Source organism: Lolliginicoccus suaedae, assembly GCF_008312885.1.
GTDB classification, from domain to species: domain Bacteria; phylum Actinomycetota; class Actinomycetes; order Mycobacteriales; family Mycobacteriaceae; genus Lolliginicoccus; species Lolliginicoccus suaedae.
Window position 1 is genome coordinate 281545 of sequence record NZ_VSSO01000002.1, and the last position, 24969, is coordinate 306513.

Genomic DNA, 24969 nt, shown 5'->3' on the forward strand with positions numbered 1-24969 from the left:
GCGGACCGCTCAGCAGACGCACGACGTATCGCAGCAGCTCACGTCCTCCACCCACATTCCGGAGGTCTTCCATGCCTTCAACGCGCTGGTGTCCATCCCGAGCCGCGAGCCGACGGTGTGCGCCACATGCGCGAAGCGCTGGCGGAACTTGTAGACGAAGCACAGGTGCAGGCGCGCGTGCCGCACGGCAGGGCCCGCGAGGAACAAACCCGGCGTGATGGTGGATTCGTCATTGCCAGTCAGTGCTGGCCACCCGTCGGCGCGGCTGTCGAAGAGATGCTCGACAGGTCCGAGGTGCGGTCGATAGCCAGTGGCGAGGACGGGCCGCGCGGCCGAGGACAGCGTTGTGCCGTCACTGGCCGTCACCACGTAGTGCCCACCGCGAGCCTCGACGGAGCTCGCGGAGACCTCGCCGCGCAGATGGAGGCGGCCGGTGGCGCGGGCCTCGCGGAGCCTCGCCTGGGATCGGGGCGAGAGCGTGACCGAGGGATCCGAGCTCGCGCGCTCCCACGGCGTCTCCGGGTCCAGGACGGTTACCTGGTGGCCCCGCGAGGCCAGCGTGCAGGCGATGTCGATGCCGGACTCGTAGCCGCCGATGACGATCACGGGATCATGCTCCGGTGGGTCCCAGGCTTTCGGATCGCTGCTGTGGATAGCCAGATCGGCGCCAGGGATCGCGGCGATGGCGGGACGGGCGAACTCGCCGCCTGCCCACACGACCGTGCGAGCGGTGAGCACCCCCCGCGCGGTCGTCACCTGGAACTGCTCATCATCGGTGGGGGTGACCTGCTCGACCGCTGTGTGCTCGACGACGGGCACCTCGTAGTGCTCGGTGATCTTTCGCAGGTAGTGGGCATACTCCTCGCCGGAGGGGTAGTCGGTCTGCAGCAGCAGGGCGGGGGAGGTGCGGGGGTGGATCGCGTTGAGATCGATCGCGCCGAACGCGTTGCCCGTGAACGACGGCGTGAGGAGGTTCATCGCGGCGGGCCACTGCTCGAACGTGTGCCCGATGGTGGCTTGCTCGAGAACGCCGTAGGTGATGCCATCGACCGCTTGGAGAGCTAGCGCGGTGCCCAGCCCAGCGGGACCGGCGCCGATCACGAGGGCGTCAACGGTGGGGGACAGGCTCGGGTTGCTCATGGGTGCTCCTTGCGGCGGGTGTGCGTCGTGGTCGCTCGCGGAGGACATGCGCGAGCAGGGCGAGGTGCGGGAACTCGATGAGCATCGCGAGCACGATCGTGGCGTGCAGCACGGGCTCGTCCGGGAACGCCACGATGCTCAGGGCGAGCATCATCGGTGCGTTGCGGGCGGCGGTGGTCATCGTGAGGGTGACGCGATCCTGGCGGGGCAGGCGCAGCCGGAACGCCGCGGCGGTGGCGATGGCCAGGGACATCGCGAGGAACAGCACGGCCGTGGCGAGCACGGGCAGGATCAGCGAGGTGTGGTCCGCCATGACGGGCGCGTTGCTCATGAAGACCTGTAGCACCAGCGCGGCGAGCACCCAGGGCACCAGGGCATCGGCGATGCGCGTGGCCCGGGCGGGGGCTTGCGATGCCGGGGCGATGCGGGAAAGGGCGAAGCGCGCGACGACAGCCACAGCAATGGGTGCTCCGAACCACACTGCGAGTGCCGAGCCGAGCTCCCCGATGCCCAGCGTGCCCGTGCTCGTGCCCGCGCCGAGCATCGCTACCACTGGGAACAGCAGTACCTGCCCGACCAGGTTGCCGGGGATGAGAGCCGCGGCCGCCGCTGTATTGCCTCCCGCGAGGCGGGTGAAGGCCAGGAACCAGTCCGTGCAGGGGGCCAGGAAGTACAGCATCAGCCCGAGCATCGCGGCGGGATGGCCATTCAAGGTCAGCCAGGCCAGGCCGATGCCGATGGGTGCGATGACGAGGAAGTTCAGCACGAGCGCGGCGGCGACCAATCGACCGCTAGCAAGCGCGCCGCGGATGGCCGCGAGGTCGAGCGGCAGCAGGATCAGCACGACCAGGGCGAACAGCGTCACCGTGGTGATGGTGCCTACGTGCTCGCCTGCTCCGGGGCTGAGCAATGCGGCGGCGGTGCCCACGATGATCGCGCCGACCAGGAGAAGGGGCGGCGGTGCGTGGCTGGCGCGCGGGCGTTCCAGGGTGGTGGTCATCGTTCTCCCATAGCGTAGATAACGATAACCGTATTCATTTAATGGGTGCGGGGCAAGCGGGGGCCAAGCCCCTGGGGTGGGCATCGCGAGCTAGTGGAAATTTCTCCCGCTCCAGGCGGGAAAAGTTTCCACTAGCGACTCGCGCCGGAGCCGTCGCGCCGTCCACGCGAGGACGCGGCCAGGCGCTATCCAGCGCGACCGCCGTTCCGCCGCCAACGAGAAAAGGGGCTGCCCGCGCCTGCAATACAGGTACGAGCAGCCCCTTCTCGGAGCGGAGGATAGGGGATTTGAACCCCTGAGGGCTGTTAACCCAACCCGCGTTCCAGGCGAGCGCCATAGGCCACTAGGCGAATCCTCCGGGGCCATCATAACCAACCGGTGGGGGCCGAGCGCAAACCGAGGCTCGGGCTAGCGGTGCGACACGCCTTCGGCGCGCGCTCCGAGGGGGTGCTCCTGCGCGATCGTCGGCAATGTGGTTACACTGTTCCTCGGATCCCGCGTGGCGTGCATCCTGTGAACTCCCCCAGGGCCGGAAGGCAGCAAGGGTCAACGGGCTCTGACGGGTGCGCGGGGTCCCCCAACTTCTTCCGAGAGATGGCGGGGCATTGTTGATGGTGTCGTTCGAGGCGCTGGACCGCGAAGCACTCTCTGCCGAGGTCGACGAGCTGCGTGATCAGTACTCCCGGCTCCAGGCGAAGCAGCTCAATCTCAATGTGACCCGTGGCAAGCCTGCTCCGGAGCAGCTTGATCTCTCCGCTGAACTGCTCGCGCTGCCCGGTGAGGACTACCGCGACGGCAATGGCCTCGACTGCCGCAACTATGGTGGTCTCGACGGCCTGCCGGAGCTGCGCGCCATCTTCGGCGAGCTCCTCAATGTTCCCACCGGCCAGCTTCTCGCGGGCAACAACTCCAGCCTGGAGATGATGCACAACACGATCGTCTACCAGCTGCTGCATGGCAACGTGGACTCCGCGCGGCCCTGGTCGGCGGAGCCGGGGATCAAGTTCTTGTGCCCATCGCCGGGGTATGACCGTCACTTCGCGATCTGCGAGCATTTTGGCATCGAGATGCTTCCCGTCCCCATGCGTCCCGACGGGCCGGACATGGACGTGGTCACCGAGCTGGTGAACGATCCGCAGGTCAAGGGCATCTGGTGCGTGCCGATCTATTCCAACCCCACCGGCGTGACGTTCTCCGAGGAGACGGTGCGGGCGCTGGCCTCGATGCCGACCGGCGCGCACGATTTCCGCATCTACTGGGACAACGCCTACGTCGTGCATCCCCTCACGGATGCCGACGCGCCCGTGCACGACATTCTTGGCATGGCCGCTGAAGCCGGGCACCCGAACCGCCCGCTGGTGTTCGCCTCCACCTCGAAGATCACTTTTGCTGGCTCGGGCGTGGGGTTCCTCGGTTCCTCCAGCGAGAACATCGCCTGGTACAAGAAGAACCTCGGCTTCTCCTCGATCGGTCCGGACAAGCTCAACCAGCTTCGTCACCTGCGGTTCTTCAAGGATGCTGCTGGGGTGCGCGCGCACATGGCCAAGCATCGGGAGATCCTCGCCCCGAAGTTCAATGCCGTGCTCGACATCCTCGATTCCCGCCTCAGCGACGCCAAGGTCGCGTCCTGGACCCACCCGGACGGCGGGTACTTCATCAATCTCGACGTTGTCGAGGGAACCGCGAAGCGCGTGGTGCAGCTCGCCAAGGAAGCAGGCATCGCGCTGACCGCTGCGGGCGCGTCCTTCCCCTACGGCAAGGATCCGGCGGACTGCAACATCCGGCTCGCGCCGAGCTTCCCGTCCCTCGAGGAGATCCGCGTCGCCATGGACGGGGTCGCGACCTGTGTTCTGCTCGCAGCCGCCGAGCATTTCGAGCAGCAGCGGGGCTGATTACCAGCTCACCGCTGGTCCTAACGGGGTTCCAGGGGCTAGTCCCGGGGCGCGGTGGCCCGGACATACTGGGTCACCCCATGCACCTCCCGCTCGATGCTGGCCATGCCGCGATCCGCGAGATGCCCCGTTAGCTCGTCGAGGCCGAACATGCGCAGGCCCATCGCGCCCAGGATCCGATCCTGCCCACCGCGCACCACGCCATGCCGGGACGCGCGCGACGCCATCAGGGCTAGCCGTCCCCCTGGCCGGAGCACGCGGATCATCTCATCGATCACCGCGAACGGCTCGGGGATCAGGTACAGCGCCGCATAGCAGGACACCGCGTCGAATGCCCCGTCGCGGAAGGGGAGCCGCGTGGCATCGGCGCGGGCATAGACCGCGTTCTTCCGCCCATTGGTGGCAACGGCACGCCGCAGCATCGGCACCGACACATCCACGCCGACGGCGATCCCCGCCTCGCCCGTGCCTCCCGCCGCAACAGCATCAGCAAAAGCACCGGTGAAGTTCCCCGGACCGCACGCCACATCAAGCACGGCATCGCCGGGGCCGAGCCCGAGCCACCGGACGGTCTTCGCTCGCTCCTCGCGAAAGTGCCGAACGTCGAGGCCCATGAACGCCAGCACCCCGGCCGGGCGCCAGATCCGCTCATAGATCGGCGCGAGCAGCGGGAACTCCATCATCCACTGGGTCATTGAGCGCCCCGCCGTGCCTGGCGGCTCCTGTGGCAGCAGGTCGGCGAACCCCTCGGTGATGGGGATCAATCGGTCGGTCCAGGCATCGGTGAGCAGCGGCGCGAGAGCCCGGGCTTGCCAGGATGGTGCGGATCCGTCCACGATGACCTCCCTCGGGCCTCATTGTGCGCGCCCGTGCCGCCCATGTCGACCATCCGGGATAGTCGGTGCGAACCGGTAGGCTTGCCGCGTGGCGCTCTACCGCAAGTATCGACCCGCGACCTTTGCCGAGGTCGTCGGCCAGGAACACGTAACCGAACCGCTCAGCGTTGCGCTGCGCGCGGGCCGGATCAATCACGCATACCTGTTCTCGGGGCCGCGCGGCTGCGGAAAGACATCCTCGGCGCGCATCCTCGCACGCTCGCTCAACTGCGTCGACGGCCCCACCCCGGAACCCTGCGGGAAGTGCTCCTCGTGCGAGGCGCTCGGTCCTGGCGGCCCGGGCAACCTTGATGTGATCGAGCTCGATGCCGCGAGCCACGGTGGTGTCGACGACACGCGCGAGCTACGGGACCGTGCCTTCTACGCACCGGCGGAATCGCGCTATCGCGTCTTCATCGTCGATGAGGCGCACATGGTCTCCAACGCGGGCTTCAACGCGCTGCTCAAGATCGTCGAGGAACCGCCCGAGCACCTGATCTTCATCTTCGCCACCACCGAGCCGGAGAAGGTGCTGCCGACGATCAAGTCGCGCACGCACCACTACCCGTTCCGGCTGCTGCCCCCGCCCGTCATGCGCGGGCTCGTCGAACAGATCTGTGGCCGCGAGGGAGTCCGAGTCGACGACGCGGTTTTCCCGCTAGTCATCAAGGCAGGCGCTGGCTCTCCCCGCGACACGCTATCCGTGCTCGACCAGTTGCTCGCCGGGGCCGGCGACGAAGGCATCACCTACAACCGGGCGCTGGCCCTGCTCGGCGTCACCGACCTGGCTCTGATCGACGCGGCCGTCGATGCGCTCGCCGAGAACGATGCGGCCGGGCTCTACGACACCATCAACCGGGTCATGGATGCCGGGTTCGATCCACGCCGCTTCGCCGCCGATCTGCTCGAGCGCTTCCGTGACCTGATCCTCGTGCAGGCCGTGCCCGAGGCCGCGGGAAACGGGCTCGTGGACGCTCCGGCGGAACAGCTCGAGCGGCTGCGGGACGACGTCGATCGGTTCGGCCCCGCAACCCTCACCCGCTACGCCGAGCTGCTCCACGACGGCCTCGCCGACATGCGCGGTGCCACCGCGCCACGCTTGCTGCTCGAGGTCCTGTGCGCCCGGATGCTGCTGCCCTCTGCATCCGACGCGGAGAGTGCCCTGCTGCAACGCCTCGAAGCGCTCGAGCGTGGCGCCCCGGCCCGTTCCGGCGGTACCGCGAGCAGCGAGCAGTCGGCAGCATCAACGGGCACTGCTGCCACTGGTGCTGAGCAGCCACCACGGTTCCAGCGTCCTTCGCTGCGGCCTGCGACCGAGCAGGAGCAGCGTCCCGCGGTGGCACCGGCCGAGGAGGGCGCTGCCGCTCCTTCCGCACGGGTCCCGGCAGCCCAGCCACAGGAAGTCCAGACTCAGGAAGTCCAGGCAACCCCGGCCCAAGAAGCCCCGGCTCCGGAATCTCTTGTGCCGGACTCTCAGCCCGAACCATCCCGCGAACCAAGCGCCGAGGCCGCGCAGCCAGCTCCGCCGGAGCCCCCGTCCCAGCGGCCCGGCCCCACTCAGGAGTCCAGCGCCGAGTCCAAGCCCGATGCTGCTGCCCCATCGGCGAGCCAGGCCGCGCCGCCGGAGCAGGAGGCACCAGAGCAGGAGGCCCAGGGTGCCGCGCTCGATCCACGATCAGTGGAAGCAGCCTGGCCGCGCATCTGCGCCGAGGCCCGTAAGGCGAGCAAGATCATCGAAGTAATGCTCTCGGGCGCGCGGGTATCCACCACCGAAGGCAACACCATCGTGCTCAGCCACGAGACCCCGGCACTCGCGGCGCGGCTGCGCGAGCCGCGGAACGCCGCTGCGGTGCAAGCCGCCTTCAGCGCCGTCCTCAGAATCCCTGATGCCACCATCCTGTGGTCGGGCCAGCAGCCGACAGCCCCCGCCGCGCAGCAACCGGCCCGCCAAGCCTCCGCGCAGCCCGGCCACGCGGCCAGCCACCAGCAGCAGCGGCCCGAGTTCGTGCGGCGCTCCCGCGCTTCCGCGCCGACCACGCAGGGCGGGAACCAGCGCAGCGCGCCGCCGCGATCGCCCGCGCCACCGGCGGACGACATCCCGCCCCCGGACGATCCTGGCTACCCGGATGACCCCGGCCCGGGCGAGCCACATGGAGCTTCCCAGGCCGGTGCGAGGATGGCTGCGGCGCCGTCGGCCCCGGATCAGGGAAGGCCTCCCGAGCCAGATGATGAGGACGAGCTGCTCGCCGAGGCGCGTAGCGACACCGGTGGTGGGGATCCGGCCTCCCGCCGCGACCCCGAGGAGATCGCCATCGAGCTCCTCGCGAACGAGCTCGGCGCCAAGCGCATCGACTAGCGGCTATGCAGCGAACCCGCGGCCGTGCGGGTAGGCGGCCATGTCGAACCCGCGACTAGGCGGTCGTGTCGAACCTGTGGCCGTGCGCCCAGTCGGCCGCAAACGCGATAGAAACGTCGACGGATCGGTCGCAGCTTCTATCGCGTTTGGCAACTTCCGGTGCTTTTGCCGCGAGGCACCCGCGCCATACCCACGAGGCACCCGCGCCGCACCCGCGCCATACCCGCGCCATACCCGCGCCATACCCGCGCCATACCCGCGCCGCACCACCTACCCGCACCCCAGCATCGACTAGCGGCTCCACCAGGGGCGCAACGGCACTCGCGCATCGCCGGAACTGGTGGGCTTGACCGCGAGGATCTGGTGCAGCTGGATGGAGTTCTTCTCGAACGCCACCCGCGAGCCGGCGATGTAGAGGCCCCACACGCGTGCGGTTCCCTCATCGGAGGCCGCGACGCATGCATCCCAATCGCGGGCGAGGTTGGCGTTCCAGTCGCGCAGCGTCAACGCGTAGTGCTCCCGCAGGTTCTCCTCGTGGCGCACCTCGAAGCCCGCGTCGTGCACCTCGCTGATCAGCCGTCCAGGCGAGGCGAGCTCCCCGTCGGGAAACACGTATCGGTCGATGAACTCTCCCGCATGCTCGCTGACCAGGTTGCTCGGCCGGGTGATGCAGTGGTTCAGCAAGCGGCCGCGGGGCCGGAGCTTGCTGTGCAGGAACCGGAAGTAGCTCGGATAGTTGCGCACGCCGATGTGCTCGGTCAGCCCGATGGAGGAGATGGCGTCGAACCCGGACTCGGGGATGTCCCGGTAGTCGCAGAACCGCACCTCGGCATGGTCCTCGAGGCCCTCGCGGGCGATTGCCTCCTGCGCCCATTCGGCCTGCTGGCGGGAGAGGGTCGCGCCGATGACGGTGACACCGCGCTTGGCGGCGTAGCGCACCATGCCGCCCCAGCCGCACCCCACGTCGAGGAGGCGGTCCCCCTCGCGCAGGCCGAGCTTGTCATGGACGAGCGCGTACTTGGCTTCCTGCGCGTCCTCGAGGGTGGTGTCCTCGCTGGCGTAGGTGGCGCAGGTGTAGGTCATCGATGGGCCGAGGATGTGCTGGTAGAACTCGTTGGAGACGTCGTAGTGATGCTGGATGGCCGCGGCGTCGCGTGCTCGCGAGTGCAGCAGGCCCTGGGCGATGCGCCGCCAGCGGGGGAGGTGCTCCTGCGGCGGGGGAGCGATGGGGCGCAGGTTCTGCCAGCCGAGGGAGCGCACGATCGTGGCGAGCTCGACGGCCGATGGCCGGCGCACGGTCACATCGCTCGACAGGAGCTGTATCAGCGCGTACGGGTCCCCGGGGTGTGTTCCGGTGAGCACGAGGTCGCCGCTGACATAGGCGCGTGCCATGCCGAGGTCGCCGGGGGCGGAGGCGAGGTAGCGCAGCCCGCGCGGGCTGCGCAGGTGCATGCCGTACGGGGCGTCCGAGGGGCCATGCTCGGAGCCATCGTAGGCCGTGAAGCGGATGGTGCTGTTGTCGCCCAGCACCGAGCCGACGACATCCGCGATGGTCAGAGTGTCGAGCTCGGGCAGATGTAGGAGGCTGGGTCGATGTAGGAGGCTGGGCAGCCGCATCGGAGCCATCGGTCCTGCCGGGGTCTTGATCAATGCTCTCATTGGTTTCGCACCGCCTTCGCGTACAGGTCGAGTAGCCGCGTATTGGGGTCGTAGCGTTGCTTGAGCTGGTGGTAGGCCTCGCCGCCGTAGAGCTCGTCGAACTCCGCGCGGCCGTAGTAGGAGTCCGAGTACAGGGACTTGTGCCCGTCGAGGCGGGTGACCTCGGCCTCGATCGCGCGGTTCGCATAGCCGGTCTCGTTGGCGGGGTCGGTGTGCACAGCGGACCAGAAGCCGATGTTGACGTAGGTGCGGTCCCGCCGGAGCGGGTACAGCGGCCACGGATGCTCCTGCCGCTGGCCCGGATCGTCGTGAGTGCTGCCGCGGAGGCGCAGGGGGCACAGCCACACCGGCTCGATGGGGATGTGGGAGAGGAACCAGCGGAGGAAATCGGCGGTGTGCTCGACCGGCACCTCGATGTCCTGCACTACTCGCTCGCGCGGCGGATTACCCTTGCGGGCCTCGATGCGGTCCGACAGGTTGATCCGGTTGTCGAGGGCGAGGAGCTTCCAGTAGATGCTGGAGCGGCGCCACCGGCTCGGCCATGCGCGGCGGAGGACGGGATGCTGCGCGCCGAAGGCCCGCGAGCACCAGAACCAATCGGTGTCCCATCGCCAGAGGTAGTCGCGGATGCGCATCCGGTCCACGGCCGGGGTATCGATCTGGTCGTGCTGGATGGACCGGTAGAAGATGCGGGAGCCGGTGTAGTCGCTGACGGGGCCGGGCTCGCTCGTGAAGCGGCCGAGCACCAGGTAGCTCTCCGTGGCGGAGAACATCACGCCATCGAGGAAATCGACCCGCTCGCCCTGGTAGGAGTGCTGCTCGGAGATGCCTGCGATCGCATCCCGCAGCGCATCGAGCTCGGGGAAGCGAACATGCCGCAGCTCCACGAAGGGCTCGACGGGCTCGAGGGTGATTCGTAGGCGCGTGGCATAGCCGAGGGTGCCGTACGAGTTGGGGAAGCCGTGGAACAGGTCGGCATGCGGACCCGTCGGAGCGGCGGTGATGACTTCCCCAGCACCGGTGAGGATGTCCATCTCCAGCACCGACTCGTGGGGCAGGCCGTTGCGGAACGACGACGATTCGATGCCCAGGCCCGTGACGGCCCCGCCCAGGGTGATCGTCTTGAGCTGCGGTACGACGAGTGGCATCAGGCCATGCGCGAGCGTGGCGTCGACGAGATCCTCGTAGGTGCACATGCCGCCGACATCCGCGGTCCGGGCTTCGGGGTCGATAGAGATGACCGCGCCGAGCCCGGACACGTCCAGGCCGGGCACCCCAGTGCTAGCACGGTTCCGGAACAGGTTCGACGTCTTCTTCGCCAGGCGTACCGGAGCATCCTCGGGGAGCGCGCGGTAGCTCGCCACGAGGCGCTCCACGGCCGCAGCGTAGGTCAGCGGGCCCTCCAATGAAGGTCGCTCGCCGGGAAGCCAGGCTGTGATGCTTCGCACACGTCCGACTGTAGCCCTCCCGCGTGGCCGCGTGCACGGCCCCGGAGTTGCTCCTGGGTGAACTTTCTGTCGGAACCAGGCAGTATGGTCACGGCAACAGGGCAGCGGCAGAGCCATCTCATGGCGAGCCGGCCCGGCAACGAGAACCAGCCAGCAGGCTTGAAGGGAGATCGGTGTGTCCACGCCGAACAAGGTCAGCGCATCCAGCACGGTCACGATCGATGCCCCCGCGGAGGCGGTCGCGGCGGCGCTCGCCGATTACAGCACCGTGCGGCCCAAGCTGCTGACGGAGCACTTCCACGACTATCGGGTCGTGGAGGGCGGCGTGGGCTCGGGCACCGTGGCGGAGTGGACGCTGCAGGCGACGAAGAAGCGGTCCCGGCAGGTCCGGGCTGTCGTCGAAGCAGCAGGCAACACCATCACCGAGCGTGACGCGAATTCGTCGATGGTCACCACCTGGTCGGTGGAGCCGAGCGGCACGGCCAGCGTCGTCACCACGAGCACGGAATGGAATGGCGCCAGCGGCGTCGGCGGCTTCTTCGAGCGCACGTTCGCGCCCCTGGGCCTGCGCAAGATCCAGGCAGCGATGCTGTCGAACCTGCAAGCCCACCTCGCGGGGTAGCGTCCACGAATTCCTGTCCCGGAGCGTCCCGCGCCAGCACGTGCGCGGGCGACTACCCTGGGGCAAGTCCGGCGCGGCGGCGTCCCGTCGCGCAATTGATCGAAAGGGAGACCCATGCAGCCTGGCGGCCAGCCTGACATGCAATCAATCATCCAGCAGGCGCAGCAGATGCAGCAGCAGCTGATGGAGGCGCAGGAGAAGATCGCTGCCGCAGTGGTCGAGGGGCAAGCCGGGGGCGGTCTCGTCACCGCCAAGCTCACCGGCACCGGCGAGCTTGTCGACCTCACGATCGATCCTAAGGTCGTGGATCCGGACGATGTCGAGACCCTGCAGGACCTCGTGATGGGCGCCATCAAGGATGCCAACACGCAGTCGCAGAACCTCGCCGCCGAGACGCTCGGACCGTTCGCGCAGGGCATGGGGGGCGGCTCCGGCATTCCGGGCCTGCCCTTCTGACGCCGGGACGAGGAGCACGTGTACGAGGGGCCGATCCAGGACCTGATCGATGAGCTGGGCAAGCTTCCCGGAGTTGGCCCCAAGGGTGCCCAGCGCATCGCGTTCCATCTGCTCACCGTTGACCGGGAGGAGATCGGCAGGCTGCAAGGCGCGCTGCAGCGTATCCGCGACGGCGTGCAGTTCTGCGCTGTCTGCGGAACTGTCGCCGAGCAGCAGCTCTGCCGCATCTGCGCGGACCCGCGCCGTGATCGCGCGCTCGTCTGCGTGGTCGAGGAGCCCAAGGACGTGCAGGCCATCGAGCGGACCCGCGAGTTCAAGGGCGTCTACCACGTCCTCGGTGGCTCGCTGAACCCGCTGGGCGGGGTGGGGCCCGACCAGTTGCGCATCCGGGAACTGCTTGCCCGCATCGGTGGGCAGCAGGCTCTCCCGGAGGGCGTGAACCATGAGCCCGCCGAGATCACCGAGGTCATCATCGCCACCGATCCCAACACCGAGGGCGAAGCAACCGCCACCTACCTGTTCCGCATGCTCAACGGTTTCCCTGGCCTCTCGGTCACCCGGCTAGCCACCGGCCTGTCCATGGGCGGCGATCTCGAGTTCGCCGACGAGGTCACCCTGGGCCGCGCCCTCACGGGCCGTCGCTCCCTCTAGCCGGAGCCAGCTATCAGCGACAAGGAAGACCCCCTGCCCCCAGGCTCGGCTGGCGCGCGGCGGTACCCCATCACGGGCCAGGTTGATCCCGACCACGCCTGCTCGCGGGCGGCCATCACCGAGCTCGCGCAGCTCGCGCTCCATCGCCCGCCACGGCTCGGGCCAGTTCGTATCATCGCCATCGACGGTCCCTCCGGAGCGGGCAAGACCCAGTTCGCTAGCGGGATGAAGCATCACTTGGAGGAGCATCGGGGCACCCGCGCGGCCATCGTTCCCTGCGATGCCTTCGCCACCTGGGACAATCCCGTCGCCTGGTGGCCGATCCTCGAAGCCACGGTGCTCGCACCCCTCGCCCACGGCAGGCCGGGCAGGTACCAGGCCATTGAATGGATCAGTGGCACGCCCACTCCGGGGTCGTGGCATGACGTGGCCGTGCCGGAGATCCTCATCATCGAAGGCGTCTCCAGCGCGCGGCGCAGCATCAATGACCGGCTCACCGCCAGCGCCTGGATCGGATGGGGCGATGATCATGCCCGCCTCGAGGCCGCGGTGCGCCGCGACGGCGAGGAATCCCGGGCGCACCTGCGGCGATGGCAGCGCTTCGAGCATGGCTGGTTTCCCATCGACGGTGCCCGGCAGCGGGTCGATATCGAAGTGGCCAGCTAGCCCGCGGTTTGGGCCGTGGGGCTTGCCAACGCTGCGCGCTGCCACGGCGGTCTCGCTGCACGGCCTGGCGCGGTTACCACGGCGGCGAGTGTGCGACAAACGACAGGCTTACGCGTCAGAACTGTCGTTTATCGCACACTCGCGCGAGACGGCGCGAGACGGCGCGAGACGGCGCGAGACGGGCCGCGCCGAGACCTAGCCCGCGGCCTGCAGCGCCGGAAGCCCGGCGAGGAAGGCCTCGATGCGCGGGTTGACCACCTCGGGATGGGTGAGGTTCACCGCGTGCGCGGCACCGGGCACCTCCACGACCTCCCGAAGGCCGGGCAGGTTGTCGATGAGGGAGCGGGCGCGCTCGATCGGGATCGCCACATCCTCGAGGCCGCGGATGAGGATCGCTGGTGCGGTGATCGTGGAGACCTGGTCGGTGATGTCATCCCGGTAGAGCAGGCAGTTGCCGGCGGTGGCGATGGGGATGCCCTTGCGATCCCGCCACTTGGCGATCCATGTGGGCTCGAGCTGCGGATCCCCGAGGATCTGCCCGGCCAGCGCGGTGGTGAGCTCATCGATCGGGCCGATGGTGTCCCACACGAGGAATGTCTCCCCGTAGATCTTCTGCTCCTCGTCGGGGCAGGGGCCTGCCTCGGTGCTGATGAGGATCAGGCCCATTACCCGCTCGGGAGCCATGAGTGCCGCGCGCAGCATGGTGAACCCGCCCTGTGACATCCCGCCGAGCACCGCGCGCTGCACCCCGAGCTCATCGAGGACGGCGAACACATCGTCGGCGGCGTCCCAGTACGTGAAGGGCGTGTCGTCCGACATGGTGGCACCGTGTCCTCGGGCGTCGATGCATACCACCCGGTAGCGGTCCGACAGCGCTTCGACCTGCGGGGCGAACATGGATGCGTCCATGAAGAACCCGTGCGCGAGGACGATCACGGGCAGGTCCGCGCCACCGCTATCGGTGAAGTGGATGCGGGCCCCGGTCTGCTCGATATAGGGCACGGCTCATCGCCTCCCCGCAGCGAGGCGCTCCCGCCGCAGCAGCTCGACATCGGGCAGGTCAAGCGGTTCGAGGACCTCTATGTCGAGGGCGCGGCGGATCATCAGGTCCGCGAGCTCCGGGTTGCGGGCCAGCGCGGGCCCATGCATATAGGTGCCGATGACCGATCCCTGCACGGCCCCCTCCAGCGAATCACCCACCCCATTGCCGATGCCGGCGGTGACCCGGCCGAGCGGCTGGGCGTCCGGGCCGAGAGTGGTTCCGCCGCGATGATTCTCGAAGCCCGTGAGCGGCCCGGCCAGCCCCTCGATGAGCGGGGAAGTGATGACCTCGCCGATGGCGCGCTTGTGCTGCGGCGTGGTCGTGGCGTCAAGCATGCTGATGCCATCGACGCGCTCGCCCGCCGAGGTCTCGTACCAGTGGCCGAGCACCTGGATAGCCGCGCAGATCGCGAGCACGGGCGCGCCCCGCTCGGCGGCGCGCTGCAGGCCCGGATGCTGGGTGAGGTGGCGGGTGGCGAGGCGCTGCGCATAGTCCTCCGCCCCGCCGAGGGTGTACATGTCGAGGGAGTCGGGCACCGCATCGTTGAGGGTGATCTCGACGATCTCGGCCTCGTGCCCGCGCATGCGCAGGCGTTGCCGCAGGATCAGCGCGTTGCCGCCATCGCCGTAGGTGCCCATCACATCAGGCAGCACCAGGCCGATGCGCACGGTGGAGTCAGCCACGGGAGACCTCTCTCTCGATGGCCCGGTTCAGGCCGAGGAACGCGGTGTAGTTCGCGAGGACTTCGACCTGCCCCGGCGGGCAGGACTTGATCGCCTCCAGCGGATCCTTCACCAGGGTGTGCTTGACGTCGGCATAGGTGAGGCGCACCCCGAGATCGGTGCCCCGCTCGCCCGCGGCGACGACCTGCACGCCCTCGAAGCTCTCGAACCGCACATCCCACAGCCAGGAGAGATCCTCGCCGTCGGGCACTTGGCCGTTGACGGCGATGACGAGGCCATCGGCATCGCTATCGACCATCGATAGTGCTTCCTGCCAGCCTGCGGGATTCTTCGCGAGCAGCATGCGCACATTGTGCGCGCCGACCTGTACGGTGCTGTAGCGCCCGGCGACCTCGCGGACCGAGGAGACGGCCTTGACGGCATCGCTGGGGTCCACGCCCATTGATACTGACGCGGCGACGGCTTGCGCGGCGTTGCCCCGGTTCGCCCGTCCCGGCAGCGCTAGCTCCATGGGGAGCGCCAGTCCATCGGGGCCATGGAGGTGGGTGTCGTCGACCCACCAGTGCGGCTCCGGGCGCTTGAAGTCCCCGCCGGTGCTGTACCAGTGGGCGCCGTCCCGCGCGATGGGCTCGCCCGTGCGGGGGCAGCTCACCGAGTCGCCTAGCCAGGCGTTGCCCGCTGCGACCCAGATGACGTTCTTGCAGTCATAGGCAACGGAGGTGATGAGCACATCGTCGCAGTTGGCGATGATGGTCGCCTCGGGGTGCCGCTCGAGGCCCGCGCGCAGGCGCCGCTCGATCATGTTGATCTCGCCGACGCGGTCTAGCTGGTCGCGCGTGAGGTTGAGCATGATGATGGCTCTGGGGTCCACGAAGTCAGCGACGTGGGGGAGGTGCAGCTCGTCGACCTCGATGGCGGCTCGGGATGCGTCGAGGTTCTGGTTGTAGGCCGCGACGATCCCGGCATCCATGTTGGCGCCATCGGGGTTGGTGGCTACCTCGCCGAGGGTGGCGAGCGCGGCAGCGGTCATGCGGGTGGTGGTGGACTTGCCGTTCGTCCCGGTCACGAGCACGGTGTCGCGATAGGAAGCGAGCTGCGCCAGGATCGTCTTGTCGATCTTCAGGGCGATCAGGCCGCCGATCATGTTGCCCGCGCCGCGCCCGGTCTTGCGCGAGGCCCACGATGCGGAGCGGGCGGCCCGCAGCGCGAGCTTCCCGCGCGCGCTGATCGGTTGCCGCGCGACCGCACCGCCCTCGCTGCTTGCTGAGTTCCCCTTGGCCATGGCTATGAGGCTAGTACGTCGGGGTGCTCGCGGGTGCGGCAGGCGCGGAAAACCCAGGAGCCGAATCGGTCTGGGCCCGGGAGGCTCCTACTCCCGCTCCTGGTACACATCCGGAATGCCGTCGCGGTCGGCGTCGCGCGTCTCGAGCTCGTGGATCCTGCGGTAGGCGCGATTGCGGGCCCGCAGGACGATCGAGGCGATGACCGCTGCGAGCACGGAACCAGTGAGCACGCCAACCTTCACATGCTCGTCGCGCAAGGATTCCGGGCCGTAGGCGAGCTCGCCGATCAGCAGCGACACCGTGAAGCCGATTCCGGCGAGCAGGGCTACCCCGAGCACGTCGAACCAGCTGAGATCACTGTCGAGCTTGGCGTGGGTGAACTTCGACATCAGGTATGTGGTACCGAGGATGCCGATGGCCTTGCCGAGGACGAGGCCGGCCACGATGCCCACCACGATGGGGTCCTGCAGCGAGTCGACGTACCCGGTGAGGCCGCCCACGTTGACGCCCGCGGCGAAGAACGCGAACACCGGGACCGCGAAGCCCGCGGAGACGGGGCGGACCATGTGCTCGAAGATCTCGGCCATGCCGGGACCAGCGCTCTCGCCGCCGTTCTTCATGCTGCGCACCACCGGGACGGTGAAGCCGAGCAGCACGCCGGCGATGGTTGCGTGGATACCCGACTCGTGGACGAGGACCCAGGCGACAACACCGATCGGGATGAGCAGGAACAGGTTGTGCACGCGGCGCTGCACCAGGATGGCGTAGATCGCGATCGGGATGAGCGCGAGCAGAAGTGGCAGGATCTTGAGGTCAGAGGTGTAGAACACGGCGATGACGATGATGGCCAGCAGGTCATCGACTACGGCGAGGGTGAGCAGGAAGATCCTCAGGGCCGAGGGCAGGTGGGTGCTGATGACCGCGAGCACCGCCACGGCGAAGGCGATGTCGGTCGCGGTGGGGATCGCCCAGCCGCGCAGCGCCTCCTCGCCGGTGTTGAGGTTGAACACCACGAAGATCAGGGCGGGAACGACCATGCCGCCGATCGCCGCGACGATGGGGATCGCCGCGCGGGAGGGATCACGCAGATCGCCTTGCACGAATTCACGCTTGAGCTCGAGGCCCACCATGAAGAAGAAGATGGCGAGCAGGCCGTCCGCGGCCCAGGTGGCCAGCGAGAGGTTCAGGTGCAGGGACTCCGGGCCGATCTTGAAGTCGCGCAGCGCGTCATAGGACTCTGCCCACGGGGAGTTGGCCCACACCAGCGCGGCGGTAGCGGCGATGAGCAGCAGCGCGCCACCGACGGTTTCCTTCCGCAGGATCCCCGTGACACGCGAGGCTTCCGCCCAGGAACCTCGGACGAACAGACGACGGGGAGTGGACATGGAGCTCCTCTTCGCTGGCAAGTGGCATCCGGCCGCCGCGATGACCGGTGCACGTTCGGGATTCGGATCAAGTCTACCGGTGCGCGGTGGCCATGCTGCACGCGCGTGCTCCGGATCGCTCGCGGGGTTTACGTGTGTGCGCCGCTACGCCTGGTCGTGGGGGAACCATGCTCGTGATGAGCGGAGCGCTGATTCGCGGCTATCGCCGAGTCCGATGACGAGGTTGAGCATCATGGGGCGCAGCACGTTGCGGATACCGGCGTCTGGCGGGGTGTAGTAGCCAGCGACCTCGAGCACCACGTAGCCGTGCAGCGCGGTCCAGATCTGGGCGGCGATCGCTACCGGGGCGAGCTCGTCGAGGCGCCCGGCTTCCACGGCGCGGCGTGCTGCCTCGACGATGTAGTCATAGGCGTAGCGGCCGGTGCGCATCAGGTCGTCGGGCGTACTGCGGTAGCCGCCGAGGGATGCCGAGCCGAACATCACGACGTAGAGGTCCGGGCTGGCGCGGGCGTGCGAGATGTACGCGGCGAAGATGCCGCCGAGATCGGCCACGGGATCGTCGGTCCGGGGGGCGCGCTCGAACTCGTCCGCGAGCCGGGCATAGCCCTCGTCGACGACTGCCTTGATCAGCTCTGGCATGGATCCGAAGTGCGAGTAGAGAGTCATCGTCGAGGTTCCCGCGGCGGCGGCGACCTTGCGGGTCGATAGGCCGCTGGGGCCCTCGAGGGCAAGGAGATGGGCCGCGCTCTCCATGAGGCGCGCGTGCATCGGCGAATCGGTTCGGCGGCTGGCCATCGCAGTATTTTCTACCACGAACCCTGGATAACGCTGATATATCAGTGTAATAATGCTCCTATTGCTCATCGCTCGAGGGAGTCCCGCTAGTGCCTGAAACCGTGGATGTCGTCATTGTTGGCGCGCGCTGCGCCGGAACCGCCATGGCCGTGCCACTCGCCAGGGCGGGCAAGAAAGTCGTCGTGCTCGACAAGGCCGCCTTCCCTGCCGACACCCTGTCCACGCACGTGCTCTTCCCCATGGGGGTCACCGAGGTGGCGCGCATGGGCGCGCTCGAGCGCATCCTCGCCCTCGACCCGTCCCGCATGACGCACCTGCGGCTCGATCTCGCCGGCGCCAGCCGCACCGAGCGCTTCCAGGAGATCGACGGCATCGACTACGGCATCAGTGTTCCCCGGATCGACCAGGACGCCGCGCTCATCGATGCGGCGCGGGAGGCAGGCGCCGAGGTCCGCGAGCAGAGCACCGTCACCACGATCGTCCGCGACGGTGCTGGCCGCGCGGTAGCGGCCGAGTACCTCGATCAGAGCGGCGCGCCGCGCGAGATCCGCGCCAGCCTGATCGTCGGAGCGGACGGCCGCGACTCGCTCGTCGCGAGCCAAGTGGGCGAATGGGAGCCCTATCGGCGCTCCCGCAACGGCCGCGGCATGGTCTTTCGCTACATGGACGACCCCGCGGCCGGAACGGAATGGGCAACGACGCTGTGGGAGGGCCGCACGAGCGACACCATCGCCTTTGCCTTCCCCGGCACCCCACGAGGACGGCTGCTCATCCTGTTCATGGGCCCCCGCGCCGAGGTTGCCGAGGCCCGCGCCGATGGCGAGGCGTACTGGGCGCGCAAGATGTCAGAGTTCCCAGTACTCGCCGAGCGGGCGGCGGGCGCGGGCAACCCCTCCCGCATCCGGGCTACCTCGCGCACCCACGCCTACTTCCGTCGCTCCTCGGGGCCAGGCTGGGCACTGATCGGCGACGCCGGACACTTCAAGGACCCCGTCCTGGGCCAGGGAATGCGTGATGCGATGTGGATGGGCCGCCGCCTCGCCGAGCATGTCAGCGACGTGGTTGATGATCCGAGGAAGCTCGACCGGGCCACCCGCGCCTGGGAGCGCGCCCGCGACCAGGAATGCCTGCCCACCTACCACTTCGGCAATCTCGAGACCCGCATCCCCGCCGTGCCTCCGGAAGTCCTCGCGGCCGTGGTGCGGGGCGTGGAAGGCGCGGAGCTTTCGGATATCCACCAGAGGCTCATCAAGCCGCAGGGCGTCTACACCTTCCCGCGCATCATTCGTGCCGCCGCCTCGGCGGTCCGCGAGACCGGCCCGCGCCCCCGGCTGCTCCGCCAGCTCGGCGGGCTCGCGGCGATGGAGGCGGTGATCCGTGCCGAGCTGCTGGCCGCGGGATCGCTCCCGGTGCGCATGCCGGGGCTGGGAATGGCAGTGGGCGAGAATCCCGATGATGGCCCGTGGGGCCGGCCGCCCCGGGCAGCGAAGCGGTCCGCTGCCGCGACCCAGCGCGCCATGATCTCCCGCGCCAGCACCATCACCCCCGCGGTGAGGATGATCGAGCTCGAGCGCTCCGACGGCGGGCAATGGCCCGAGTGGGCGCCCGGCGCGCACATCGATGTTCGCCTGCCATCGGGCAAGCTCCGGCAATACTCGCTGTGCGGGGATCGGGAGAACCGGCGCTCCCTGTCCATCGCCGTGCTCCGCGAGCAGCAGGGCAAGGGTGGATCGATCGAGCTCCACGAGCTCGCCGAGGGCGCGAGCATCACCGTTGGTGGCCCGCGCAATAACTTCGCGCTCGCGGACGCGCCGGAGTACCTGTTCATCGCGGGCGGGATCGGGATCACCCCCATGCTGCCGATGATCGCGGCCGCAGAAGCAGCGGCGAAGCCCTGGCGCTTGCTCTACCGTGCCCGCAGCAGCGAACGGATGCCCTATGCCGCCGAGCTGTCCCAGCAGTACGGCAGCAAGGTCGTGCTCAGCGACGCGGCGCGGGCCGACCGCCCCGATATCGCCTCCCGCCTCGCCGCGCTGCCCCCTGGCGCCGCCGTCTATTGCTGCGGCCCGAGCACCCTCATGGACGCAGTGGTCGCCCACGCCGCCTCCCGCGAGGACATCACCGCGCACATCGAGCGCTTCGTGCCCACCGCGAGGAGCTCCGGGGAGGACCACCCCTTCGAGGTCGTGATGGAAGCCTCCCGCGCCACCGTGCAGGTGCCGGTGGGAACCACGATGCTCGACGCCATGCGATCCATCACGCCCGACCTTCCGGCGTCCTGCGAGAACGGTCTCTGCGGCAGCTGCGAGGTCGCCGTCCTTCGTGGTCGGCCCGAGCATCGTGATGACATCATCCAGCCAGGCGAACGATCCCGCACCGACATCATGTACCCGTGCGTCTCGCGATCGCACGACGCCTGCCTCGCCATCGACGCATAAGGAGCTCCACGTGTCGCGCACCATCACCGTCGCCGCGGTCCAGCCCGCTCTGAAGCTCGCCGACGTCGACAACAACCTCGCCCGGCTCGAAGGTCTCATCCGGGATGCCCATAGCACCCACCAGCCGGATGTGATCATCGTGCCAGAGGCCGCCTCGGCGCCGAACGTGCATCATCCGGCGATGCGTACCGTCCCGCGCCCCGAGCGTGGCGAGCCCTTCCAGCTGCTCACCGGGCTCGCCCGCGAGCTTGGCGTCGTGGTCGGCGGAGGCTACCTCGCCGAGCGCGACGGTGACGCCTACGGGCACTACGTCCTCGCCGAGGCCGACGGGACGGTCACCGAGCATGACAAGGACATCCCCACGATGTGGGAGCAGAACTACTACGTGGGCGGCCACGACGACGGCATCGTCGACAGTGCCACGCTCGGCCGGGTCGGCCTGGTGTGCGGGTGGGAATGGGCGAGGTGCTCCACCGCCGCCCGGCTGCGCGGAAACGTCCGGGCCGTGCTCGGCGGCATGTGCTGGCCGACCACCCCGCACAACTGGATCGGACCCGCCGGATGGTGGGGGAGGCGCGAGCACCAGCTCCAGATCGGCCTCGCCCGCAAGCTGCCCGGCCAGTTCGCCCGGCTCGTCGGTGCGCCGGTGGTCCACGCCAGCCACGTCGGCCCGATCACCATGCGCATGCCGGGCCTGCCCGGCGTCCCGTACCGGACGAGCATGCTAGGCGAGACCCAGATCGTCGAGCGCGACGGCACCATCCTGGCGAGACTTTCCGAGCGCGACGGGGAGGGCCACATCGCCGCTGCGATCGAGCTCGCCGACCCGCGCCCGATCGATGACCTCGACGATGCCTTCTGGATCCCCGACATGACCGCCACCGTGCGTGCCACCTGGGATCTCGCCAACTTCCACGGCAAGACCAGCTACCGGTTGCGCAGGGCCGCCGGAATCCACATCGCGCACGAGGAGTGACCATGTTCGACCTGCAAGCATGCGACGAGACGATCTTCGAGACGGCGCCGATCGTCCATTCCGTCACCCTGGACCTGCCCGTTCCCGCGGCACGAGTGTGGGAAGGGCTCGCGGGCGAGAGGCCGCTGGAATGGTGCCGCCTGCTCCGCAATGGCCGCTACACCTCACCGCGCCCCCTCGGCATCGGCACGACCCGCGAGATCACCGTCGGCGTCGGCATGCACCTGCGCGAGGAGTTCTTCCGCTGGGAGGAGGGCCGACGGCACTCGTTCTTCGTCACCCAAGCCAGCGTTCCGCTGTTCCGGCGCTTCGCGGAGGACTACATCCTCGAGCCTCTCGGTGACGACCAGTGCCGCTTGACCTGGACGATCGCCTTCGAGCCGAGCAAACTGATCGCGCGGCCAGCAAGCGTGGCGGCCGGGGGGAACAAGCTGATCCTCGCGTGGCTCGAGCGCGATACCCGCCGCCACTTCGGCGGCTAGGAGCGGAGGGGCCGGGCCGCTCTGTCGGCAAAAGCACGAGAAACCGACAAACGCGATAGAAGGCACGCCGGTTCATCGGCGGCTTCTATCGCGTTTGCGGCGAGCGCAGAGGATTGCGGTGAGCGCTGGCGCCCGCGACCCCGGCTACTTCTCGGCGTGCAGGAAGGCCCGGTTCACGGCCGACACGACAGCGCGCAGCGAAGCGGTCGTTATCGACGTGGCGATGCCGACGCCCCACACCTGGGTGTCACCGACGAGGCATTCGACGTACGCCGCGGCCTGGGCGTCATCCCCGGCCGACATGGCATGCTCGCTGTAGTCGAGCACGCGCACGTCGATATCGAGGGTGCACAGCGCACTGACGAACGCGGCGAGCGGGCCGTTCCCCTTGCCGGAGATCTCCTGCTCCTCGCCGTTGTAGATGACCGTCGCGCTGATCGAGTCGGTGCCACCATCGATCTCGGCCTGGTCGAACAGCTGGCGGATGCGCTCGAGCGGCTGCACGGGCTCGAGGTACTCGCGGGAGAACGCCGCCCACATGGCCTCCGGGCTGATCTCGCCGCCCGCGGTGTCGGTGTGGTCCTGGATGGTGCGGGAGAACTCGATCTGCAGGCGCCGGGGGAGCTGCAGCCCGTGGTCGGCCTTCATGATGTAGGCCACGCCGCCCTTGCCGGATTGCGAGTTGACTCGGATCACGGCCTCATAGGTGCGGCCCACGTCCTTGGGGTCGATCGGCAGGTACGGCACCTGCCACACCATCGTGTCGAGGTCCTTGCCGTAGTGCTCGGCGTCCGCGCGCATCGCGTCGAAGCCCTTGTTGATCGCGTCCTGGTGGCTGCCGGAGAACGCGGTGTAGACGAGGTCGCCGCCGTAGGGGTGGCGCTCGGGAACAGCGAGCTGGTTGCAGTACTCGACGGTGCGGCGGATCTCGTCGATGTCGGAGAAGTCGATCTGCGGGTCCACGCCGCGGCTGAACAGGTTCATGCCCAGGGTCACGAGGCATACGTTGCCGGTGCGCTCGCCGTTGCCGAACAGGCAGCCCTCGATGCGGTCCGCGCCGGCCTGGTAGCCGAGCTCGGCGGCAGCGATGGCGGTGCCCCGGTCATTGTGGGGGTGCAGCGACAGGATGATCGAGTCGCGCCGCGCCAGGTTGCGGTGCATCCATTCGATGGAGTCCGCGTAGACGTTGGGGGTGGCCATCTCCACGGTCGCGGGGAGGTTGATGATCACCGGCTTCTCGGGCGTGGGCTGGAAGATCTCGGTGACCGCGTCGCACACGTCGCGGGCGAAGCTCAGCTCGGTGCCGGTGTAGGACTCGGGGGAGTACTGCCACATCCAGTTGGTGTCGGGGTACTTCGCGGCTTCCTCGAGGCAGATCAGGGCGCCGTCGACGGCGATCTTCTTGATGACGTCCTTGTCGGCGCGGAACACCACGCGCCGCTGCAGGATCGAGGTGGAGTTGTAGATGTGCACGATGGCGTTCTTCGCGCCCGCGCAGGCCTCGAACGTGCGCTTGATCAGTTCCTCGCGGCATTGGGTGAGGACCTGGATGTAGACATCGTCGGGGATCGCGTTCTCTTCGATGATCTCGCGGACGAAGTCGAAATCGGTCTGGCTGGCCGAGGGGAAGCCGACCTCGATGTGCTTGTAGCCCATCGCGACGAGCAGGTCGAACATGCGGCGCTTGCGGGCCGGGCTCATCGGGTCGATCAGGGCCTGGTTGCCGTCGCGCAGGTCCACCGCGCACCACACCGGGGCGCGGGAGGTGATCTTGTCGGGCCAGGTGCGGTCCGGCAGCGATACGTCCTCTACCTCGTCGGCGAACGGCAGGTAGCGGTAGACCGGCATCGAGCTGTTCTTCTGGGTGTTCCACACCGGCTGGTCGGTGGGCGCGGGACGGGATGGCGCGGTGACCATCTCGATGCGGCCGTCGGTGGGGTCAGTGATCGTCATGGGAAGTTCTCTCCAGGTTTGTGCGAACTGCATGCTCCCCACGCGCCTGTGGCCGCCAGGGAGTCGACCAGCACCATGAAGCCCCGCGGCGGGACGCCGGTCTGGGTCAGACCCCGCCGCGGCGAGCAAGGAGAAGGCCGCGATGCATGATTCAACTGTACATCCGAGCCGTGCGCTGTCGCAGTGACCGGCCCGCGAGGCGTCGGAAAGGGTGCTGCGCTAGGGGCTCGGCACCATGGCCGAGATCAGCTCGTAGGCGATGTGAGCTGCGGCGATCCCGGTGATCCCGGCGTGATCGTAGGCCGGGGATACCTCGACGACATCGGCACCGACGAGCTCGTGGCGTGATAGGGATCTCACCAGCGCGAGCAGCTCGCGAGAGGTCGCTCCGCCCGCCTCCGGGGTGCCTGTGCCCGGTGCGAAAGCGGGATCGAGGACGTCGACATCGACGCTGGCATAGACGGGGCCGGTGCCCAGCCTGCGGTGCATGCGCTCCATCAGCGCGGGCAGCCCGTGCTCCTCGAGATCCACGCAGGTCAGCTGCTCGAACCCGAGCATGGTGTCGTCCGCGAGGTCGGCGGCGGAGTACAGCGGTCCGCGCACGCCCACGTGCACGCTGCGCTGCCGATCGATCAAGCCCTCCTCCGAGGCCCGGCGGAACGGCGTGCCATGGGTGAGCGGCGCATCGAAGTAGGTATCCCAGGTGTCGAGGTGCGCGTCGAAGTGCACGACAGCCACGGGTCCGTGCCGTGCCGCGACCGCCCGCAGCAGGGGCAGCGCGATGGTGTGATCGCCACCGAGCGCCACCAATCGCACGTCGTTGACGGCGAACCGCCGCGCTGCTGCCTCGATCGCGGTCACCGCGGCACTGATGTCGAATGGGGTCACGGGAACATCGCCCGCATCGGCTACCTGGACGAGATCGAACGGGGCGTGGCCGGTCGCGGGGTTGAACGGCCGCAGCAGCCGCGAGTTCTCCCGGATGTGCGCCGGGCCGAAGCGTGCCCCCGGGCGGAAGGTTGTGCCCGCGTCGAAGGGAATGCCGAGCACGACGATGCGCGCGTCCGGGGCATCCTCGATGCGGGGCAGCCGCGCGAAGGTGGGGAACCCCGCGAACCGCGGCACCTTGCTGCTGTCCACAGGACCGATGGGCCCATTCGTCATGGC

At 68.6% G+C, this 24969-nt stretch carries 21 protein-coding genes, 1 tRNA gene and 1 other RNA gene; 10 read left to right on the forward strand and 13 right to left on the reverse strand.

Going from position 1 to position 24969, the window contains the following annotated elements:
- Positions 1 to 9: 9 nt before the first annotated feature.
- The 3 genes from FXO18_RS06970 to FXO18_RS06980 all read right to left on the reverse strand — a co-directional run bounded on the left by FXO18_RS06970 (position 10) and on the right by FXO18_RS06980 (position 2498).
- The gene (locus tag FXO18_RS06970; RefSeq protein ID WP_149360368.1) at positions 10 to 1140 is read right to left on the reverse strand and encodes an NAD(P)/FAD-dependent oxidoreductase; all 1131 of its coding nucleotides are present in this window, start codon (positions 1138 to 1140) and stop codon (positions 10 to 12) included.
- On the reverse strand, positions 1109 to 2140 hold the full coding sequence (locus tag FXO18_RS06975; protein ID WP_187774233.1) for an arsenic resistance protein: 1032 nt from the start codon (positions 2138 to 2140) through the stop codon (positions 1109 to 1111). Before FXO18_RS06975 ends, FXO18_RS06970 begins: the two co-directional genes overlap by 32 nt.
- A gap of 272 nt (positions 2141 to 2412) precedes the next feature.
- Positions 2413 to 2498: transfer RNA gene (locus tag FXO18_RS06980), tRNA-Ser, on the reverse strand.
- A 129-nt stretch (positions 2499 to 2627) separates the two neighbouring features.
- On the opposite strand from FXO18_RS06980, the gene ffs reads away from it, so the two are divergent.
- Both ffs and FXO18_RS06990 read left to right on the forward strand, forming a co-directional pair.
- Positions 2628 to 2722: signal recognition particle sRNA small type (gene ffs, locus FXO18_RS06985), an RNA gene on the forward strand.
- Between the two features lie 29 nt (positions 2723 to 2751).
- Positions 2752 to 4032 (forward strand): aminotransferase class I/II-fold pyridoxal phosphate-dependent enzyme, encoded by a 1281-nt coding sequence (locus FXO18_RS06990; RefSeq protein ID WP_149360370.1) that lies wholly within the window; start codon positions 2752 to 2754, stop codon positions 4030 to 4032.
- 38 nt (positions 4033 to 4070) lie between these two features.
- Here FXO18_RS06990 and FXO18_RS06995 read toward each other — a convergent pair whose 3' ends face one another.
- Positions 4071 to 4868, reverse strand: coding sequence for a methyltransferase domain-containing protein (locus FXO18_RS06995; protein ID WP_149360371.1), 798 nt, complete (start codon positions 4866 to 4868; stop codon positions 4071 to 4073).
- An 88-nt stretch (positions 4869 to 4956) separates the two neighbouring features.
- On the opposite strand from FXO18_RS06995, the gene FXO18_RS07000 reads away from it, so the two are divergent.
- Positions 4957 to 7263 carry a DNA polymerase III subunit gamma and tau gene (locus FXO18_RS07000; RefSeq protein WP_149360372.1) on the forward strand — a complete coding sequence of 769 codons (2307 nt, stop codon included), beginning with the start codon at positions 4957 to 4959 and terminating at the stop codon, positions 7261 to 7263.
- Positions 7264 to 7554: 291 nt separating this feature from the next.
- Here the strand turns inward: FXO18_RS07000 and FXO18_RS07005 are convergent, their stop codons facing one another.
- Together FXO18_RS07005 and FXO18_RS07010 are read right to left on the reverse strand one after the other, a co-directional pair.
- Positions 7555 to 8880: a class I SAM-dependent methyltransferase gene (locus FXO18_RS07005; protein WP_149360780.1), complete on the reverse strand. Its 1326-nt coding sequence runs from the start codon at positions 8878 to 8880 to the stop codon at positions 7555 to 7557.
- 38 nt (positions 8881 to 8918) lie between these two features.
- A complete protein-coding gene (locus FXO18_RS07010; protein ID WP_407936447.1) occupies positions 8919 to 10370 on the reverse strand; it encodes an FAD-binding oxidoreductase in 1452 nt (483 codons plus the stop codon).
- 175 nt (positions 10371 to 10545) lie between these two features.
- On the opposite strand from FXO18_RS07010, the gene FXO18_RS07015 reads away from it, so the two are divergent.
- From FXO18_RS07015 to FXO18_RS07030, 4 genes are all read left to right on the forward strand, one after another.
- Positions 10546 to 10992 (forward strand): SRPBCC family protein, encoded by a 447-nt coding sequence (locus tag FXO18_RS07015; RefSeq protein WP_149360373.1) that lies wholly within the window; start codon positions 10546 to 10548, stop codon positions 10990 to 10992.
- A 114-nt stretch (positions 10993 to 11106) separates the two neighbouring features.
- Complete coding sequence (locus FXO18_RS07020; RefSeq protein WP_149360374.1) at positions 11107 to 11448, forward strand: YbaB/EbfC family nucleoid-associated protein; 342 nt, start codon at positions 11107 to 11109, stop codon at positions 11446 to 11448.
- 18 nt (positions 11449 to 11466) lie between these two features.
- Complete coding sequence (gene recR / locus FXO18_RS07025; protein ID WP_149360375.1) at positions 11467 to 12099, forward strand: recombination mediator RecR; 633 nt, start codon at positions 11467 to 11469, stop codon at positions 12097 to 12099.
- A gap of 225 nt (positions 12100 to 12324) precedes the next feature.
- The gene (locus tag FXO18_RS07030) at positions 12325 to 12765 is read left to right on the forward strand and encodes a uridine kinase (RefSeq protein WP_235900516.1); all 441 of its coding nucleotides are present in this window, start codon (positions 12325 to 12327) and stop codon (positions 12763 to 12765) included.
- 195 nt (positions 12766 to 12960) lie between these two features.
- On the opposite strand, the gene FXO18_RS07035 is transcribed toward FXO18_RS07030, so the two are convergent.
- The 5 genes from FXO18_RS07035 to FXO18_RS07055 form a co-directional block, all read right to left on the reverse strand.
- Entirely contained in the window at positions 12961 to 13767 is an 807-nt protein-coding gene (locus tag FXO18_RS07035; RefSeq protein WP_235900517.1) for an alpha/beta fold hydrolase, read from the reverse strand.
- Positions 13768 to 13770: 3 nt separating this feature from the next.
- Entirely contained in the window at positions 13771 to 14490 is a 720-nt protein-coding gene (locus FXO18_RS07040) for a type 1 glutamine amidotransferase (protein WP_149360377.1), read from the reverse strand.
- Complete coding sequence (locus FXO18_RS07045; protein WP_149360378.1) at positions 14483 to 15772, reverse strand: Mur ligase family protein; 1290 nt, start codon at positions 15770 to 15772, stop codon at positions 14483 to 14485. Before FXO18_RS07045 ends, FXO18_RS07040 begins: the two co-directional genes overlap by 8 nt.
- Positions 15773 to 15859: 87 nt before the next feature.
- On the reverse strand, positions 15860 to 17158 hold the full coding sequence (gene nhaA, locus FXO18_RS07050) for a Na+/H+ antiporter NhaA (protein WP_149360379.1): 1299 nt from the start codon (positions 17156 to 17158) through the stop codon (positions 15860 to 15862).
- A 144-nt stretch (positions 17159 to 17302) separates the two neighbouring features.
- Positions 17303 to 17953 (reverse strand): TetR/AcrR family transcriptional regulator, encoded by a 651-nt coding sequence (locus FXO18_RS07055; RefSeq protein ID WP_187774234.1) that lies wholly within the window; start codon positions 17951 to 17953, stop codon positions 17303 to 17305.
- 89 nt (positions 17954 to 18042) lie between these two features.
- Here FXO18_RS07055 and FXO18_RS16155 point away from each other — a divergent pair, with 89 nt between their 5' ends.
- From FXO18_RS16155 to FXO18_RS07070, 3 genes are read left to right on the forward strand one after another with little or no spacing between them, the layout of a single operon-like run.
- Positions 18043 to 20391 (forward strand): FAD-dependent monooxygenase, encoded by a 2349-nt coding sequence (locus tag FXO18_RS16155; RefSeq protein WP_149360381.1) that lies wholly within the window; start codon positions 18043 to 18045, stop codon positions 20389 to 20391.
- 10 nt (positions 20392 to 20401) lie between these two features.
- Positions 20402 to 21367 (forward strand): carbon-nitrogen hydrolase family protein, encoded by a 966-nt coding sequence (locus FXO18_RS07065; RefSeq protein WP_223114591.1) that lies wholly within the window; start codon positions 20402 to 20404, stop codon positions 21365 to 21367.
- 2 nt (positions 21368 to 21369) lie between these two features.
- The gene (locus FXO18_RS07070) at positions 21370 to 21849 is read left to right on the forward strand and encodes an SRPBCC family protein (RefSeq protein WP_149360382.1); all 480 of its coding nucleotides are present in this window, start codon (positions 21370 to 21372) and stop codon (positions 21847 to 21849) included.
- A gap of 144 nt (positions 21850 to 21993) precedes the next feature.
- Here FXO18_RS07070 and leuA read toward each other — a convergent pair whose 3' ends face one another.
- Together leuA and speB are read right to left on the reverse strand one after the other, a co-directional pair.
- Positions 21994 to 23802, reverse strand: a complete 1809-nt coding sequence (gene leuA, locus FXO18_RS07075) for a 2-isopropylmalate synthase (protein ID WP_149360383.1) — start codon at positions 23800 to 23802, stop codon at positions 21994 to 21996.
- Between the two features lie 219 nt (positions 23803 to 24021).
- A complete protein-coding gene (gene speB / locus FXO18_RS07080; protein ID WP_149360384.1) occupies positions 24022 to 24966 on the reverse strand; it encodes an agmatinase in 945 nt (314 codons plus the stop codon).
- Between the last annotated feature and the right edge of the window lie 3 nt (positions 24967 to 24969).

Coding starts and splice junctions, on each gene's coding strand:
- FXO18_RS07045 (WP_149360378.1), bottom strand. CDS start 15,772: ATGGCCAAGGGGAACTCAGCAAGCAGCGAGGGCGGTGCGGTCGCGCGG.
- nhaA (WP_149360379.1), bottom strand. CDS start 17,158: ATGTCCACTCCCCGTCGTCTGTTCGTCCGAGGTTCCTGGGCGGAAGCC.
- FXO18_RS06975 (WP_187774233.1), bottom strand. CDS start 2,140: ATGACCACCACCCTGGAACGCCCGCGCGCCAGCCACGCACCGCCGCCC.
- FXO18_RS06990 (WP_149360370.1), top strand. CDS start 2,752: ATGGTGTCGTTCGAGGCGCTGGACCGCGAAGCACTCTCTGCCGAGGTC.
- FXO18_RS07070 (WP_149360382.1), top strand. CDS start 21,370: ATGTTCGACCTGCAAGCATGCGACGAGACGATCTTCGAGACGGCGCCG.
- FXO18_RS06970 (WP_149360368.1), bottom strand. CDS start 1,140: ATGAGCAACCCGAGCCTGTCCCCCACCGTTGACGCCCTCGTGATCGGC.
- FXO18_RS07005 (WP_149360780.1), bottom strand. CDS start 8,880: ATGCGGCTGCCCAGCCTCCTACATCGACCCAGCCTCCTACATCTGCCC.
- FXO18_RS07055 (WP_187774234.1), bottom strand. CDS start 17,953: ATGGCCAGCCGCCGAACCGATTCGCCGATGCACGCGCGCCTCATGGAG.
- speB (WP_149360384.1), bottom strand. CDS start 24,966: ATGACGAATGGGCCCATCGGTCCTGTGGACAGCAGCAAGGTGCCGCGG.
- FXO18_RS07030 (WP_235900516.1), top strand. CDS start 12,325: ATGAAGCATCACTTGGAGGAGCATCGGGGCACCCGCGCGGCCATCGTT.
- FXO18_RS07020 (WP_149360374.1), top strand. CDS start 11,107: ATGCAGCCTGGCGGCCAGCCTGACATGCAATCAATCATCCAGCAGGCG.
- leuA (WP_149360383.1), bottom strand. CDS start 23,802: ATGACGATCACTGACCCCACCGACGGCCGCATCGAGATGGTCACCGCG.